The 15,978-nt window shown below is 62.2% G+C and carries 15 protein-coding genes; 7 read left to right on the top strand and 8 right to left on the bottom strand.

The features are described 5' to 3' along the window. Positions 1–150: 150 nt before the first annotated feature. The 5 genes from ACM6I6_RS15565 to ACM6I6_RS15545 form a co-directional block, all read right to left on the bottom strand. On the bottom strand, positions 151–798 hold the full coding sequence (locus ACM6I6_RS15565; protein WP_274075330.1) for an amino acid ABC transporter permease: 648 nt from the start codon (positions 796–798) through the stop codon (positions 151–153). A 1-nt stretch (position 799) separates the two neighbouring features. Further along, positions 800–1,480 carry an amino acid ABC transporter permease gene (locus ACM6I6_RS15560; protein ID WP_274075331.1) on the bottom strand — a complete coding sequence of 227 codons (681 nt, stop codon included), beginning with the start codon at positions 1,478–1,480 and terminating at the stop codon, positions 800–802. 3 nt (positions 1,481–1,483) lie between these two features. Beyond that, a complete protein-coding gene (locus tag ACM6I6_RS15555) occupies positions 1,484–2,260 on the bottom strand; it encodes an amino acid ABC transporter ATP-binding protein (protein ID WP_274075332.1) in 777 nt (258 codons plus the stop codon). A 16-nt stretch (positions 2,261–2,276) separates the two neighbouring features. Further along, entirely contained in the window at positions 2,277–3,242 is a 966-nt protein-coding gene (locus ACM6I6_RS15550) for a transporter substrate-binding domain-containing protein (RefSeq protein WP_414920177.1), read from the bottom strand. A 94-nt stretch (positions 3,243–3,336) separates the two neighbouring features. Further along, positions 3,337–4,770 carry an amino acid permease gene (locus ACM6I6_RS15545; RefSeq protein WP_414920176.1) on the bottom strand — a complete coding sequence of 478 codons (1,434 nt, stop codon included), beginning with the start codon at positions 4,768–4,770 and terminating at the stop codon, positions 3,337–3,339. A gap of 348 nt (positions 4,771–5,118) precedes the next feature. On the opposite strand from ACM6I6_RS15545, the gene ACM6I6_RS15540 reads away from it, so the two are divergent. The 7 genes from ACM6I6_RS15540 (at position 5,119) to ACM6I6_RS15510 (ending at position 11,845) form a co-directional block, all read left to right on the top strand. Then, on the top strand, positions 5,119–6,537 hold the full coding sequence (locus ACM6I6_RS15540; RefSeq protein ID WP_414920175.1) for a PLP-dependent aminotransferase family protein: 1,419 nt from the start codon (positions 5,119–5,121) through the stop codon (positions 6,535–6,537). Between the two features lie 4 nt (positions 6,538–6,541). Next, a complete protein-coding gene (locus ACM6I6_RS15535; protein ID WP_414920174.1) occupies positions 6,542–7,786 on the top strand; it encodes an NAD(P)/FAD-dependent oxidoreductase in 1,245 nt (414 codons plus the stop codon). Positions 7,787–7,814: 28 nt separating this feature from the next. After that, entirely contained in the window at positions 7,815–8,165 is a 351-nt protein-coding gene (locus ACM6I6_RS15530) for a RidA family protein (RefSeq protein WP_274075337.1), read from the top strand. 146 nt (positions 8,166–8,311) lie between these two features. Beyond that, complete coding sequence (locus ACM6I6_RS15525; protein WP_414920173.1) at positions 8,312–8,749, top strand: potassium channel family protein; 438 nt, start codon at positions 8,312–8,314, stop codon at positions 8,747–8,749. Between the two features lie 217 nt (positions 8,750–8,966). Further along, positions 8,967–10,547, top strand: coding sequence for a sensor domain-containing diguanylate cyclase (locus tag ACM6I6_RS15520; protein ID WP_323608192.1), 1,581 nt, complete (start codon positions 8,967–8,969; stop codon positions 10,545–10,547). 140 nt (positions 10,548–10,687) lie between these two features. Continuing rightward, entirely contained in the window at positions 10,688–11,131 is a 444-nt protein-coding gene (locus ACM6I6_RS15515) for a hypothetical protein (RefSeq protein ID WP_323608193.1), read from the top strand. Positions 11,132–11,263: 132 nt separating this feature from the next. After that, complete coding sequence (locus tag ACM6I6_RS15510; RefSeq protein WP_323608194.1) at positions 11,264–11,845, top strand: hypothetical protein; 582 nt, start codon at positions 11,264–11,266, stop codon at positions 11,843–11,845. Between the two features lie 44 nt (positions 11,846–11,889). Here ACM6I6_RS15510 and ACM6I6_RS15505 read toward each other — a convergent pair whose 3' ends face one another. The 3 genes from ACM6I6_RS15505 to ACM6I6_RS15495 all read right to left on the bottom strand — a co-directional run bounded on the left by ACM6I6_RS15505 (position 11,890) and on the right by ACM6I6_RS15495 (position 15,976). After that, on the bottom strand, positions 11,890–12,984 hold the full coding sequence (locus ACM6I6_RS15505) for an AI-2E family transporter (protein ID WP_274075342.1): 1,095 nt from the start codon (positions 12,982–12,984) through the stop codon (positions 11,890–11,892). 75 nt (positions 12,985–13,059) lie between these two features. Further along, complete coding sequence (locus ACM6I6_RS15500) at positions 13,060–13,695, bottom strand: response regulator transcription factor (RefSeq protein WP_414920172.1); 636 nt, start codon at positions 13,693–13,695, stop codon at positions 13,060–13,062. Positions 13,696–13,699: 4 nt separating this feature from the next. Continuing rightward, positions 13,700–15,976 carry a PAS domain S-box protein gene (locus tag ACM6I6_RS15495; protein WP_414920171.1) on the bottom strand — a complete coding sequence of 759 codons (2,277 nt, stop codon included), beginning with the start codon at positions 15,974–15,976 and terminating at the stop codon, positions 13,700–13,702. Positions 15,977–15,978: the final 2 nt, after the last annotated feature.

The raw sequence follows: 15,978 nt of genomic DNA, 5'->3' as shown, positions 1-15,978 counted from the left end.
CGGCAAGCCGGCTCCTACAGATCGGCGTCTCACCACAAACTCAACATACCCCACAATTCCTGTAGGAGCTGGCTTGCCAGCGATGGCGTCATCGCAAATGCATCCATGCCCATGTAACGCTAAAGCGTCGCCTCAATCTACTCGAACGGATCAATGCCTCGTCCTGCGCTCAAGCAATCGCACACCGAGTGACAGCGGGTAACACAACGCAAAGTAGATCGCGCCGACCAGGATGTAGATCTCCAGCGGCATGAAGTACACGGAGCTCAAGTCCTGGGCCCGCAACATCAGGTCCGGCGCGGCGATCAGCGAAGCCACGGATGTATCTTTCAACAGAGAGATCGCGACGTTACCGATCGGCGCCAGCACGATGCGAATGGCCTGGGGCAATACGACCCAGCGCAACACCTTGAGATGGGGCATGCCAATCGCCTTCGCCGCTTCGACTTGCCCCTTGGGCACGGCCTCCAGCCCCGAGCGGTAGATCTCCGACAGGTACGCCGCGGCGTTCAGCCCCAGGCCGATCATCGCGGCCTGGAACGAGCTGAACTGAACGCCGATTTCGGTCAGGCTGAAGTAGACGATGAACAACTGCACCAATGCCGGCGTGCCCCGAAATACCTCGATGTAGAACAACGCCGCCCGACGCCACGGCCGACTGTTCGAAAGCCGTGCGAGCGCCACCAGCAAACCGACGATCAAACCGATGACCAACGCGCCGAAGGCCAATTGCAGCGTGGCCCAGGCGGCCGCCAGCAATTCAACATGGGTTGCTTCCCACAATTCGCCATAGCCCATATCAATGCTCCTTGACGACTTTGAGACGGCGTTCGGTGCGCGCCGCGCAATGGGACAGCACCAGGCTCAGGACCAGGTAGATCATGGCCAGCAGGAAGTAGATCAGGTTGGTCTGGTAGGTTTCGCTGACCAGCATCTTGGCCTTGAACGTCAGCTCCGGCACGGCGGCTGCCGATGCCAGGGAGGTGTCCTTGAGCAGCCCGATTGCGAAGTTGGCCATGCCAGGAATGGCGACCTTGAACGCCTGGGGCAAGACGATGATGCGCATCGCCAGCGACCGGGTCATGCCGATGGTATACGCCGCTTCGCTTTGCCCACGGTCGATGGTGCGGATGCTCGCGCGGAACACTTCCGACAGGATCGCCGCCCCGTTCAGGCCGAAACCGATGATCGCCGCGCCGATGGCGGGCAATGTGATGCCGATGTACGTGAGCCCGAAGTAAAGGATGAACAGCTGGGTCAGGATCGGAATGTTGCGGAAAATCTCCAGGTACACGCTGGCGATCAGGCTCAGCACCCGGCTGCGCGACAGCCGCATCAGCGCCAGGCAGAACCCCAGCAGTGCAGCGACGACGAACGCGGCGGCGGTCAAGCCAACGGTGGTCAATGCACCGATGCCCAGCACATTCAAAAAGTACGGCAGCATCTCGATGGCTTTGTGCAGCGCAGTGGTATCGAGCATTGATCAATGCTCCTTCACGGCGCGGATGAAGTTGCGGGTTCGCTCGACCTGGCTCTCGCGAAAAATCTGCCGGGGCGGCCCTTGCTCGACGATGTTGCCATCGGCCATGAAGATCACCTCGTCGGAGACACTTTCGGCGAAGCTCATTTCGTGGGTCACGATGATCATCGTCATGCCCTCCTCGGCCAGTTTGCGCATGACGCCAAGTACTTCACCCACCAGCTCCGGATCCAGCGCCGAAGTGGCCTCGTCAAACAGCATCAGCTTGGGCCGCATCGCCAGCGCCCGGGCAATGGCGATGCGTTGTTGTTGCCCGCCCGAGAGCTGCTCCGGGAACGCATCACGCTTGGCGAACATGCCGACTTTGTTCAGCAGGTCTTCTGCCAGCTCGACCGCCTCGGCGCGGTTGCGCTGTTGCACCTTGAGCGGGCCGAGAATGATGTTTTCCAGCACCGAGAGGTGCGGGAACAGGTTGAAGCGCTGGAACACCATGCCGATCCCGGCGCGCATCCGCGCCAGCTCCCTGTCGCTCATGGGCACCTTGCGGGTGCCCACCAGGCGCTGGCCGATCAGTTCGTTATCGATGTAGATGTCGCCTTTGGTCGGCTCTTCCAGGTAGTTGACGCAGCGCAGCAAGGTGGTCTTGCCCGAGCCGCTTGGGCCGATGAGCGAGATCTTCTGGCCCTGCTGCACATTCAGGTCGATGCCTTTGAGGACGTCCAGGCTACCGAAGGACTTGTGCAGCCCCTCGATTCGCACCAGTGGAGTTGATTCAGCCATGAGCTATGTCCTCGACTCAGGCAAAGGCCTGGCTGAAATCCCGGGCGGGGTGAGCGAACGGTCCAATCAGGTTGCCCTTCTCGTCGCGGTCCACGCCGATGCGCGGATCCTTGGCCGGTGGCACCAGGTAATCGGGGTTCTTGATGCCGTACTTGGCGAGAATGGGCCGGATCTGGTCCGTGGCTTTCAACCAGCGCAGCCCCTGGTTCACGCCATCGAACAGGTCCTGGTTCTGCGGATGAACGCCCCAGATCGCCTCGAACTTGGCGGTCAGGCTGGGGAATTTTTCATCGTAGGTCATGGGGATCTGCTTGAGCTTGAGGCTCGGGTCCTGCAGGATCATGTAGTCGATGGTCGGCGCATCCAGCACGGCGAAATCCAGGCGACCGGCGCGCACGTCACGCAGGCAGGAGTCGGTGTTGTCGTAGAGCTTGACCTCCTTCACGCCCTCGATTTTCTTCATGTCGGGGATGGTGAAATAACCGGTGATGGCGCCGATGGTGCGGCCCTTCACGTCGTTGACGGTGATCGAGGTGTCGAACGGCTCGCTGTCACGCATGATCACGTAGGCGCCGGTGTAGAACACCGGGTCGGTCAACAGCAGGATTTTCGAACGCATGGGATTCCAGGCGAAGTTGCCGCCAAACCAGTCGGCACGTCCCGACCTCACGGCTTCGACGACGGCCGGGAAGCCCATCGTCAGTACCTCGAGCTTGAGCTCGAGACGGTCGGCGATGAGCTTGAGCAGTTCCAGGTCCGTGCCGACGGGCACACCCTCGCGCAGCGCACCCAAAGGCATGTCGCCCAGGCAGGTCGCAGTCAGGTAGCCGGGGCGTACCGTCTTGATCGGCGCACCGGCAGCGAAGGCAACAGACATCGGGCCCAGCGCGCTGCCCAGCAATGCCGCCAATGATCCGTAGCCAGTTGCCTTGAGCAGCCCGCGCCGGGAGAAACCCTGAGAATCGAACTTGAAGTCGGACATAGATCACCTATAGGCAAATATTATTGTTTTGACCGGTACAAGCCTTGATAACCGTCCCTGGCGCCTGCCTCCTGCTGTTTGAGTGACCTGTGACTCATGAACGCGCAGGCAATCCCTCCAGGATGTCGATGGCGCTGACATGGGGTTTGTTGGCCTGCAAGCGACGACGCTTGAGCATCAGATAGGCAGCGGATACCACGCCAAGACTGACGAGGCTGGCCAGGAACTGGGTGCGCAAGGATTCCTGGAACGCCATGGCGACCAATACACCCGCGATGACTGCCACCACAGCATAGGACAGCCAGGGGAACAGCCACATCCTGAGGGTCAGCCGGGCCGGTGCGGTGGCTTCGACCTGGCGGCGCACCTTGATCTGCGCCAGCGCCACCGCGAGGTACACGAACAGCATCACCGCGCCGGAAGCGTTGACCAGGAACAGGAACACGCCCTCTGGGGAAATGATCGCCGCCATGATGGCGATGTAGCCGATGACACTGCTGAGCAGCACCGCGGCCCTTGGTACTTTATGCCCGCTGAGCACCGCCAGTTTCGCCGGCGCATCGCCCCGCTGGCTGAGGCCGAACAGAATCCGCGAAGACACGTACAGCCCGGAGTTCAACGCCGACAGCACGGCCACCAACACCACCGCCTGCATGATCATCGCCGCACCGGGAATGCGCAGCACGTCCAGCGCCGCCACGAACGGCGAATGACCGGCGACGATCTGCCCCCAAGGCACCACGCAGACAATCAGGAATATCGAGCCGACATAAAAGGTGATGACGCGAAAGATCACCGAGCGGGTCATGTTCGCCACGTTCTTCGACGGGTCGTCGGACTCGGCGGCGGCAATGGTCGCGATCTCGGCGCCGCCCACGGCAAAAATCACTGTCGGCACCCCGGCCAGCACCGCACTCACGCCGTAAGGCATGAAGCCGCGGTCATTCACCAGGTTGCCCAGCAGCGTACTGGTGCTGGGCGCGAAACCGAACAGGTAGGCGCCCACGACGACGATGAAGACGATGATCGCGAACACCTTCAATGAGGCGAACCAGTATTCGAACTCGCCATAGGATTTAACCGACAGGCAGTTGATGGCGGTCATGATCGCCAGCAGGCTCAGGCCGATCATCCAGGCCGGCAGCGGTATCCACTGCTCCAGGATATTGGCGCCGACCACCGCCTCCACCGCCACCACGATCACCCAGAAGTACCAGTACAACCAGCCGCTGGTGAAGCCGACCCAGTTGCCCAGGCCGATCCGTGCGTATTCGGTAAAGGAACCGACCCCGGGCAGCGCCACGGCCATTTCACCGAGCATGCGCATGACCAGCATCACCACGATGCCGGCGGCGAGATAACTGAGAAAAGCCGCCGGCCCGATCGCCTGGATCGTCGCGCTGCTGCCGACGAACAGGCCGGCACCAATGATCCCGCCCAGGGAAATCATGGTGATGTGACGCTGGCGCAGTGCCCCGCTGAGGCGCTGTTGGCCGGGTTTTGTCTCGGTTGGCTGGGCACTTTTCATCGGAAGGCCTCCGCTGCATTGGATAGGGTCGAGCGACCGGATAATTTCACCGAAGACTTTGCGCGAGGGGGACAACACACCGGATACTCTGTGCCGCCCGCGAACAGGCTTGATGGTCGGTGGTGTCGGGTCGCCAGGGCGGAACCTGGCTGGATCATCTGATTGGTCATGTGCGTACCCGTTGGGGCTGAGCATGGCAGCCATTTTCTTATTGTGTTGCATGACATGCATTACAACTCACACACTAATCACGGATTTTTAGCTTGTCAATGGGCCTTGTATCGGATAAAAAGCAATACAAATCTGCTCATTGTCCCGCTACGAGCATGACAACAGGGATAAAGCACCATGAGTCAATTCGAACAACTGCTGGATGAACTGAAGGCCAGTGCCGCCTTGCAGCGTGACAAAGCCGAAACCCTTTACGCGCAGCTGGCCGATTCCCTGGCCGAGGCCATCGCCAATGGCAGGCTCAAGGCCGGCGAGCGCCTGCCGCCCCATCGAGACTTTGCCAGCGCGCTGGGGGTCAATATCACCACGGTGACCAAGGCCATGGCGGTGCTGCAGCAAAAAGGCCTGGTGGAAAGTCGGCCCGGGCGCGGTACCCAGGTCGCGCAGCCCCGGCATCCGGCGGCGCAGTTTCAATCGGCACCGAACAATGCTCCGGGCACCGTCGACCTGAGCGTCAATCGTCCGGCCACCGACGGCTTCAACCGGGTACTGGCGCAGTTGCTGCCGCGTCTTGCCAGCGACCCGCGCTTTGCCGACATGAAGGACTATCACCCTTCCGAAGGTCCGTTGTGGGCCCGGGAGGCGGCGGCGCAATGGCTGCGGCACACCGGCGTCGAGGCCCAGGCCTCGCAGATGCTGATCGTCGAAGGCGCGCAGCACGGCATCGCCAGTACTTTGCGCAGCCTCACCAACAGCGGCGACACCGTGCTGGCCGACAGCGTGACCTATCAAGGCATCAATGCCCTGTGCCGTTCGCTGGGGCTGATCCTGGTCGGGGTCGACGCCGACGAGCGCGGCATGTCTCCCGAGGCGCTGCGCCAGGCCTGCGCCGAACATCAACCGCGGCTGTTGTTCCTGGTGCCGTCGATCCATAACCCGACCGCCATCACCCTGGACGCCGAACGCCGTGCACAACTGGCGAGCGTCATCGGCGAAACCGATCTGCTGGTGATCGAGGACGACGTGTATCGCCCGCTGCTGGATCAGTCGCCGCCGCCCTTCGTCGCCTTGCTGCCAGAGCGCACGATCTACATTTCGGCCCTGTCCAAGTGCATCGCGCCGGGCCTGCGTATGGGCTTTGTCATGGCCCCACCCGCCCTGGTGCAGGACATCGCCGCCATGCAGCGCATCGACTGCTGGAGCACCTCGCCACTGACCGCACTGATCGCCGCGCGCCTGATCGAAGACGGGCATGCCGAGCAGCTGGTCGCGGAACAGCGCGAAGAACTGCGGATCCGCCAGGCGCTGCTCGCCACGCACCTGCAAGGCCTGGAGTTCCAGCACAGCGCCACCGGTACCCACGCCTGGCTGGTACTGCCCGAACCCTGGACCGGCTCGCGCTTCGCCCGCCTCTGCCAGGATCGCGGCGTGGTACTGCTGGCCGGTGGCGCCTTTACCTTGCGCCCGGAGCTTTCGCCGCAAGCGGTACGCATCAACATCTCGGCGGCCCTGTCACGGGAGCATCTGATCAAAGCCCTGAGCGTCATCAGTCAATTGGCACGCCAGGGTCATCTCCACATGCACAACCGGATCTGAGGACATGACACAGCCAGTTCATTGTGAAATCGCCGTTATCGGCGCCGGGGTGGTCGGGGTAGCCACGGCACTCTGGCTACGCCGCGAGGGTTACCGGGTGGTGCTGCTGGAGCGCGACGCCATCGCCAGCGGCGCGTCCTACGGCAATGCCGGCACCCTGGCCCCCTACGGCGTGATGCCGATCGCCCAGCCGTCGCTGCTGAAAGCCATCCCGTCGCTGCTGTTTTCCCGCGAGTCGCCCTTCGTCATCAACTGGGCACGGCTGCCCCGGCTGATGCCATGGCTTTTGCGGTTTCTCAATGAATGTCGCGCCTCGCGTTGCGAAGCCAATACCCAGGCGCTGACCCGCATCCTCGAACACACCTACAGCGGTTATGCGCCGTTGCTGGACGACTGCCCGCAGGCCGATGGGCATCTGCGCCATAACGGCTGCCTCTATGCCTATGGCACCGAGCAAGGTTTCGCCGGTGCCCAGGCGGCGATCGAATTGCGCCGCTCACTGGGCATTGCCCAGCAAGTGTTGAACGCGGCAGACGTCGAACAACTGGAGCCGGCCCTGGCGGGCAAGGCGGTGGCCGGCATCCTGTTTCCCGAGTCCTCACACATGGATGACCCGCGCGCCTTCATCGAAGCGCTGGCGGCCCCGCTGATTGCCGAAGGTGCGCTGCATCAGGCCACGGTCATCGGTGTACAACGTAAAAGCGATGGCCTGTACTTGAGCTGCGTGGAAGGAAAATCCTGGCGCGCCGACCGCGTCGTGCTGTGCGGCGGCGCCTGGTCAGCGGCGCTGGCCCGGCAGGTGGGCGATCACATCCCGCTGGATACCGAGCGCGGCTATCACCTCGAATTCGACCTGCAGGACACCTTGCTCAACCGCCCGTGCTGCCCGGTGGAAAGCGCGTTCTACATGACACCGATGGCGGGCCGACTGCGGGTGGCGGGCACGGTGGAGCTGGGTTCGATCCACGACCCGGCCAATCCGCAGCGTTTCGATTATCTGGAGCGTCACGTGCGCAGGGTCATGGGCCTGACGCAACCGGTCGCGCGCAAATGGCTGGGGTTTCGCCCTTCCCTGCCCGACTCGCTACCGGTCATTGGCCCGTCACCGAACGAGCCGCGCATGATCTACGCCTTCGGCCATCAGCACCTGGGCCTGACGCTGGCCGGGGCCACCGGCCAGTTGGTCGCCGACTGCATCGCCGGCAAAACGCCCCAATGGCTGGACAGTTTTTCCGTGCAACGCTTCTGAGCAACGTCTTTCCAAAGGAGAACAATGGATGCAAACCATCGAGCGCCAACAGACCAACCCACGCATGAGCCAGATCGTGATCCACGGCAATACAGTCTACCTGGCCGGGCAAGTGGGCGAACGCCATCACGACGTGGCCGGGCAGACCCGCGATGCGCTGGCACGGGTCGATGCCTTGCTTGAGCAAGCCGGTTCCTCCAGGGAACAACTGTTGCAGACTACCATCTGGCTTGCCGACATGGCCGATTTTGCAGCGATGAATGCCGTGTGGGACGCCTGGGTACCGGCCGGACATGCGCCGGCCCGGGCCTGTGGCGAGGCGAAACTGGCGGACAAGGCGTTGTTGGTCGAGGTGATTGTCTGCGCGGCGCGGGGATGAATTTTTTCCGCATGCTCCTGCTTGGTCAATAATCCCAGGCGCGAAAGCGCTCGCTGGTTGCCCAGCCGTCCATCGACTAGAGTCAAGCGGCACCCTCCTTGCTGCCACGCTCGGGTGCCTGGGTCGATACGGACGGAGAAACACCCATGTCTTCAAACATCCTTTTCGCCTGGGGGCTGGCGGTCAGTACGGTGATCGTGCACGCCGTCGGCATCGCGCTGATGCTCAGGCTTCTGAATCGCCGCAAGGCTGCGACGCGACTCTGGGCCATCAGCTGGAGGCTGGCCTGGGTGGCGGTCTACCTGGTGATTCTGCACCTGGCGGAAATTTCGATCTGGGCCGCCTTTTATCTGTGGCAGCAATGCCTGCCCGATCTCGAAACGGCACTCTACTTCTCGGCTGTCACCTACGCGACGATTGGCTACGGAGAGGTGGTGCTGGCAACGCCCTGGCGGTTGCTCGCGCCAATCGAAGGCTTGACCGGCATCCTCATGTGCGGGTTATCCACGGGCCTGTTCTTCGCGATGGTCAACCACATCTACCAACAGGCTCACACGAGAACCCGGGACGATTTCAAGGACTGATGGTGGCCGATTGCGGAACGCATGTACGACCGCAGGTGTCATTTGTACTAGACACCCCGGTGTCGCATTCCCTTGAGAGACAGAGGTGGTCCCCATGAACAATATTATCTACATCGTTGGTGCCGTCGTAATCGTCCTGGTTATCCTGTCATTTGTCGGTCTTGTATAGCCCAGGTTGCGTTCGGCGAGCCCAGATCGCTCGCAAAAGGAGAGGTTGATGCCTGGACGCAAGCAGCCACCAACCCTGGTTGATGGCGGCGTTGAAACTGTCTCTGCGAGAACGCTGCGTGCTGGGGCGGTCTTCCGGCTCACGGTGAGCTTCATGCTGGTGGTGGTCCTGGCGTTTCTCGCGGTCGAGGGTTGGCGGACGTGGCGTGACTACCGGTCAGCCTTCGCCTCGGCCCGCGACTCGGTGACGAACCTGGCGCGAGCCACGGCGCAGCACGCCGAAGATGCCATCCGGCAAGTGGATGTACTGACTGCCGCGCTCGGTGAGCGGGTGGAAGGCGACGGCTTGCAGAACATCGACGTCCCGCGTATCCACAAACTGTTGGTCCAGCAATCGAACATCATGCCGCAGCTGCATGGCCTGTTCATCTACGGCCCTGACGGGCAATGGATCGTGACAGACAAGGACGCAACGCCGGAGCTGGTGAACAACGCCGACCGCGATTACTTCCAGTATCACCGCACGCACACGGATAAAAACGTGCGCATCGGCGAGGTAGTCACCAGTAGATCAACCAACGACCTGATCATCCCCATCTCCCGGCGCCTGAACAATCCGGATGGCACCTTCGCTGGCGTTCTGCTGGGAACGATCAAGGTCAGCTACTTCGTCGACTACTACGGCGACTTCAAGATCGATGACAAGGGTGCCCTGGTGCTGGCCACCCGCAGCGGAACAATCCTGGTGCGCCGCCCCTTCATTGCCTCCGTGGTCGGCAAGAGCCTGGCGGGCAGCGAGATTTTCCAGCGTTACCTGCCCAATGCCAACCAGGGCATCGCCGAAGTCAAGGCCGTCGTGGACGACACCGAGCGTCTGTACGGTTACCGGGCCTTGACCACCTACCCGTTGGTGGTGGAAGCCGGACTGTCCCGGGATTCGATCATCGCCCCCTGGCGTCGCGATCTGCTGAAAACCGGCTGGGTGCTGGTGGTGCTGATCGGGGTGCTCGCGGTGTTCGGGCTCATCGTCTTGAGTCAGTTGCGCCAGCGAATGGTGACGGAAAGAAAGTTGCGTCACGCGCACCAGGCCATGCGCGATATGGCGCTGACAGACAGCCTGACCGGCCTGGGCAATCGTCGCCGCCTGGACACCGCGCTGCCGGAGGAAATCCGCCTGGCTGCACGCCAGGGCTCCTCGCTGTCACTGATCATGCTCGATGTCGATTACTTCAAGCGCTATAACGACAGCTACGGCCACGCCGCCGGCGATGATTGCCTGGGTGCGGTAGGCGCCGCGATCCAGCAGGCGGTCAAAAGACCCGGGGACCTGGCCGTCCGCTACGGTGGCGAGGAATTTACCGTGCTGCTTCCCAATACCGATGGCGCGGGCGCAGCCCAGGTCGCCGAAGAGATTCTGCAGGCCATTCGATCAATGGACATCGAGCATAATGCCCATCCCCTGGGCAGGGTCACGGCCAGTGCGGGTATCACCACCCACCGGCCGAACGTCGAGGACGTGACGCCGGCCACCCTGATCAAAGCCGCCGACGCCCTGCTTTACGCAGCGAAACGTCAGGGACGAAATCGCTGGTGCGCCGCCAACCCGTCAAGTGAAAGTAACCCTGCATAAGCGCGAACTTTCTCCTGCAAAGCCTTTCTTGCGAACCAGATGGCACTTGAGTGCCACCCAGTCTGCTACGCTTTTCTTTCCCCCGAATGGATTCGGGAATCATTGCCAAAGGCTGTTTCGTGGCCACTTGAGGGGATGGAATGAAAGCCAAGTTACTGGGGGTCGCTGTTACCGTCGTCGTCATCGGTACCGCTGTCTATGGACTGAACACCTGGAAAACCCTGCAGAGTCAGCGCCAGGAAGCGGTCTGTACCTTAGCGCGCCAGCACCTCAAGGACCTGGAAGTACAGGCGCGGGCCCTGGCCGCCGGGTTGTCGGTGGAGGCCTATGCCGAAGCCGAAAAGGCCGAGGCCGGCAAACTGGTGTCGGCGCTGGATACGGCAAAGAACGAAGCCGAGGTCGATGCCGTGATCGACCAGCATTCTGCCGCCATCGAAAAACAGATCCATGCTGAAGACGCAGAGGTCAAGTCCCGGGGTGAGCAGAAGTTCCTCGTCCAGGAACGCAAGGAACAGCGCATCACCACCGACATCAAGCAGGAAATCCAGCGTGCCGAGAAGGCCGTTGCCGATGACTGCGATTAGCCTGGCCAATTCAAATTTTTAAATGCGCATGCTTATCAAAGTGACTAACGCGTTCTAGACTCCACTACTGGCAGGTTCATTAAAGCTCCGCGTCCCTGACAAAAAAGCCAATAAAAACCAGGAAGTCCAGCCTTGAAAACTTCAACTATCGGCGTTGTGGGGAGTCTGCTGGTCTCGGGCGCGGTTTGCGCCACGGGGATTGCGCCGGTGCTCGATCTGGACTTCTCCCGCACCGCCATGGAAACCCTCAAGAAGCGTGGGATCGACGACGCGTGCATCGTCGCCGCCTCAAGCCCCGGAAGGTTCACCTACTGCCGGGAAGGGTCAACGACGCTCTGGCAGTACCAGACTCTGGACCTGGTGCAACAGGCCGGGCTGCTCAATGAAGGCGTACGGCCTTCGACGGATCATGGGCAAATCAGTGTCGTGGCAGTCGACAGCGCGGCCTGCGAAAATGACCACGGGAAAGCGGCCGGACCTGCGACCTTTGCCACCCTGCTCCTCAGCCTGGCGAGCCTGTTCCTGTTGATCGGGTTGCGCTACACCTACCTGGCAATCATGCGCGGGCCCTATCAACCGGTGGCCTACTCCGATCCCCGCCTGCAGCGCGAGATCAACCCCGAGTCCACGCACCCCTTGACCATCAAGGCGCTGGGAGCCTTCGGTGTCGCCGCCGCATTGGCCCTTGTCTACTGCTGTTACCTCGGATTCTGAAGCAGGAACCGGCCGACGGCGCGCCGGTCCCTTTTCGATCCTGTCTACAGTCGTTCTTCCACCACCGGCGGCGGCGGATCCTGCACCCACTGCCAGAACAACTGGTAACCCACCGCCAGCACCACTGGGCCGATGAACAAGCCCAGGATGCCGCCGGTGACCATCCCGCCCAAGGCCCCGATCAATATCACCGGCATCGGCACGTCGACCCCGCGCCCCAGCATCAATGGCTTGAGCACGTTGTCCACCAGGCCCGCGACGAAGACATAGATGGAGAAGATGATGGTCACGGTATTGGCCCCTTCGGTCGCGATGACAAAGGCAATGACCGGCACTGTGATCAAGGTTGCCGGCAGCTGCATGATGCCCAGCAGCAGCACCGCCAATGCCAGCAACCCGGCGCCGGGAACCCCCTTGAACACGAACCCGAGCCCCACCAGCAGCATCTGGATGAACGCGATGCCGACCACCCCGAGCGCCACGGCGCGGATGGTTGCGGTGCACAAGGTGGCCACTTGGGGACCTTTTTCAGGTCCGCTGATCCGCGAGGCGATCTGCACCGAGGCGCGGCTACCCGCTTCGCCATAGGCCATGAAGATCCCGGCGAGGATCAGCGCGACGATGAACATCAGCAAGCCCATGCCGACGCCGGCCACCTTGCCCAGTACCGACAGGCTGACGTCCTTGATTTGCGGAATGTACTTCGACGTCAGTCCGGGAAGGTCGGTAGACGCCTGCAGCCACAGCGCCGACAGCGGTTTACCCACCAGTGGCCAGCTGGCAACGGAATCGGACGGAGGCGGAATGCGGATGCCTTCGTCCCGGACCACGGTCATGGCATTTTCGACCGAGTCGGCAATCGAGGTGCCCAACAGGTAGATCGGGACCATGAGAATGGCGATGGCCACCAGCACGATCAGCGTCGCAATACGTCCGTCCTTTTCTCCCATCGGTCCCCGCAGCCGTTGTTGCAAGGGGTAGAGGGTGATCGCCAGGATCACCGACCACAGCATCAAGTCGCGAAACGGGCGAAAAATCTCAAAGCAGAACAGCACCAGCACGACAATCAGTCCGGCGCGGATCAAAATATCGAGCAACCCGCGGGACAAGGCCTTCTCTGACAGCGGCATGGGTACCATGGACGTCTCCTGACAGTTCACTGGGAAGGAAAACCGGTTAGCCCAGCATAGACGCACAATTCACAACGTGAAGGATCAACGCAATTTAAGTGGATCCACCATGTCTGCCGCAATCGCCATGCCCACCAGGTCCGGCAGTGTGTTGGCCTGCATGCGTTTCATGACGCGAGAGCGATACAGATCGACGGTTTTGGCACTGACCCCCAGTTGCTCGGCGATTTCGCGGGTGGTGTAGCCCTGCACCAACGGCAACATGACGTCCCGCTCTCGCGGCGTCAGCGTGAGCAAGCGGGCCTGCAACGCCTCCTGGCCCTGATTGCCGCAGCGTTGCGCGGCGCAATTGCCCAGCGCCTGTTGCACGCTGTCCAGCAGCAACTGCTCGTTATAGGGCTTCTCGATGAAATCATGGGCACCGGCCTTGAACGCACGGACCACGATGGGCACATCGGCGTGCCCGCTGACAAAGATGATCGGCAGATTCAGCTGGCGTACGCGCATTTCCTCCTGCACGTTCAACCCGCCCATGCCGGGCATGCGCACGTCGAGCAGCACGCAGGCATCCAGACTGGCATCGCAGGCCTCGAGAAACTCGATACCACTGGTAAACGGCAGGGCTGTCAGGCCGACCGACTCCAATAACCAGACCGTCGAATCGAGCATTCCCTGGTCATCGTCGACCACATACACCACGTGCTCCGCCACACCTGCCATTACGTCATTCCTGTTGTTGTTTTGTTGGGCCGGCCAGCGGCAATCGGCAACACATCAGCAGCCCGACAGGCTGGCGCCGGGCATTCAGTTCGCCGCCGAAACCTTCGATGATGCTGCGGCTCATGGACAACCCGAGCCCCAGGCCATCGGGCTTGCTGGTGAAGAACGGGGTGAATATCTGCTCGAGCTCGGGCTCGCTGACGCCCGGGCCCTGGTCTTGCACACTGATTTCCACGGTGGCGCCACTGCCCTGCTCCACCGCCATCACGATCAGCGAGGGCTCGTGCGGATGCTGGTCACGGTTGGCGTCGATGGCATTGCGCAACAGATTGAGCAGCACCTGTTCCAGCAACACGCGGTCGGCATAAACAGGCGGCAGATTATCCGGCAGTCGATCCTCGATTGTCACTTCGCAATGACTGGCCTCCCACGCGCATAAACGCACGGCTTCGCGGGCAATGTCGGTCAGGTTCAGCGCCTGCATGCGCCGCTGGCCCTTGCGCAAAAACGAGCGTAACCGGCGGATCACTTCGGAGGCGTGGGTGGCGTGATGGGTGATGCGTTCCAGGCCTTGCGCCACCCGGACGGCGGCCTGCGGATTGGAACCCAGTGTTTGTAGATAGCGTTGGCTGGCGTTGGCGTAATTCACCACGGCAGCCAGCGGCTGGTTGATTTCGTGGGCGATGCCCGAGGCCAGTTCACCGAGTGTGACCAGGCGCGCAGTGTGGGCCAGTTCGTCTTGATGGCGGCGCTGTTGCGCTTCGCGCAGTTCCCGTTCGGTCATGTCCCGCGCCACCAGCGAGTAATAACGCTCGCCGCCGGCGGAACGGTGGGCCAGTAACACCAGCGATACCGGCACGGACGTACCGCCGCCTGGTGGTTGCAGACGCGCATCGGTGCTCCAGACGCCATCGCGCTCGGCGCTGCTCCAGCCATCCCGTTGCAGGCGCGCAAGGTCGCCGCTGGCGAACAGATCGGCCAGGGCCGGCATGGATTGCTGCTCATCAATCCCGAGGATGCGGCGCGCGGCGGGATTGAGGTAAGTGACCAGGCCCTCGGGAGCGATGAACAACACCGGATCGATGTTGGCCTCGACCACTTCGGCCAGGCGTCGTTTGTTCTCCTCGGCGAGCACCCGGGCCGTGATGTCCCGGGAGACGCTCACCACTTCGACCACCGCCCCGGTATAGGTTTCGCGGATCGCCCGGCTGGCGGATTCGAACCACAGGTAATGGCCGTCGCGATGGCGGATGCGATAGGTCATGGTGTGATAGCCATCCTGTTCCAGCGCATCCCGTGCACGTTGCATCAGGCCGGCCAGATCCTGGCCATGGAACAGGCCCTGGGCCATTTGCCCGCGCAATTCCTCCGGCCAGTAGCCGAGCAGGGTCCAGGACGCGGGCGACGCATCGAGGAAGCGCCCGTCCGGGGTGTGGCGGGAAATCAGGTCGGTGGTGTTTTCGATGATCAGCCGGTAAAGCCGGCGTGCGGTGGTCGCTTCTCGTTCCGCCAGGACCTGGGTCGTGGCGTCGCGGCAACGGGCGAGCACGCGGTTGTCCTGCGGGTCGGGAATGAATGTCCAGATCAGGATCTGCGTTTCGAACTGAGCCTCGACACCTTCGATGGCCCGTTGCTGATCCAGACAGGCGCGCACCAGCACCCGATGATTGACTGGCAAAAAAACCAATACATCAGGCAATGGCTTCTCGGCCAGCAGGGCCAACAGCGCCGCATTGAACTCCAGCGGTCGGCCCTGTGCATCGAGCAACAGGCTCGGTTGTGGATCGTGGCCCAGTAGCGGCGAGCCGCGGAGCATGCCGTTGACGCTGCTCAACAGCGTCGTCAGCAAATCCCGCACCCAGCCCAGCCAGTCAAGACTCACCCCCTCGCACACTTCCACCAGCAGCAATCCCGCCTGCCCCGGCTGCAAGGCCAGGTCGAATACCTGGCCATGGCTGATGGCGGCTCGGCGCAGGCGGCCGGCCAGCCAGCAGTCCAATTGCCGGACTTGCGCCAGGTCCAGGCGCCCGGCCTCGATCAGCTGCTCGAACAATAACTGATCGCTGGCCAGCGCCGGGTCGCCCAGGCCCGGCGGGAAATGCTGGGCCGCCCCCTCATGGCTGTAGATCCGCGCATTGGGCTGCCAACTCAAGTAAACCGCCCGCTGCACTTCCGGGCATTCCTGCAGCGCATGACACAGCGCGTCGGCCCGGGCAGCCAGGGACACGCCTTCACGTTGCAGGCGCAACCAGCTGTGCAGTCGAACGGGAGTCAGGGTCATTG

It is taken from the genome of Pseudomonas sp. IT-P218, assembly GCF_949767605.1.
Lineage (GTDB): Bacteria > Pseudomonadota > Gammaproteobacteria > Pseudomonadales > Pseudomonadaceae > Aquipseudomonas > Aquipseudomonas putida_AE.
The sequence above is the reverse complement of the archived record's forward strand: the minus strand, read 5'-3'. Positions and strand labels throughout refer to the sequence as shown.

Coding starts and splice junctions, on each gene's coding strand:
- ACM6I6_RS15555 (WP_274075332.1), bottom strand. CDS start 2,260: ATGGCTGAATCAACTCCACTGGTGCGAATCGAGGGGCTGCACAAGTCC.
- ACM6I6_RS15550 (WP_414920177.1), bottom strand. CDS start 3,242: ATGTCCGACTTCAAGTTCGATTCTCAGGGTTTCTCCCGGCGCGGGCTG.
- ACM6I6_RS15520 (WP_323608192.1), top strand. CDS start 8,967: ATGCCTGGACGCAAGCAGCCACCAACCCTGGTTGATGGCGGCGTTGAA.
- ACM6I6_RS15525 (WP_414920173.1), top strand. CDS start 8,312: ATGTCTTCAAACATCCTTTTCGCCTGGGGGCTGGCGGTCAGTACGGTG.
- ACM6I6_RS15495 (WP_414920171.1), bottom strand. CDS start 15,976: ATGACCCTGACTCCCGTTCGACTGCACAGCTGGTTGCGCCTGCAACGT.
- ACM6I6_RS15530 (WP_274075337.1), top strand. CDS start 7,815: ATGCAAACCATCGAGCGCCAACAGACCAACCCACGCATGAGCCAGATC.
- ACM6I6_RS15540 (WP_414920175.1), top strand. CDS start 5,119: ATGAGTCAATTCGAACAACTGCTGGATGAACTGAAGGCCAGTGCCGCC.
- ACM6I6_RS15565 (WP_274075330.1), bottom strand. CDS start 798: ATGGGCTATGGCGAATTGTGGGAAGCAACCCATGTTGAATTGCTGGCG.
- ACM6I6_RS15560 (WP_274075331.1), bottom strand. CDS start 1,480: ATGCTCGATACCACTGCGCTGCACAAAGCCATCGAGATGCTGCCGTAC.
- ACM6I6_RS15505 (WP_274075342.1), bottom strand. CDS start 12,984: ATGGTACCCATGCCGCTGTCAGAGAAGGCCTTGTCCCGCGGGTTGCTC.
- ACM6I6_RS15515 (WP_323608193.1), top strand. CDS start 10,688: ATGAAAGCCAAGTTACTGGGGGTCGCTGTTACCGTCGTCGTCATCGGT.
- ACM6I6_RS15500 (WP_414920172.1), bottom strand. CDS start 13,695: ATGGCAGGTGTGGCGGAGCACGTGGTGTATGTGGTCGACGATGACCAG.
- ACM6I6_RS15545 (WP_414920176.1), bottom strand. CDS start 4,770: ATGAAAAGTGCCCAGCCAACCGAGACAAAACCCGGCCAACAGCGCCTC.
- ACM6I6_RS15535 (WP_414920174.1), top strand. CDS start 6,542: ATGACACAGCCAGTTCATTGTGAAATCGCCGTTATCGGCGCCGGGGTG.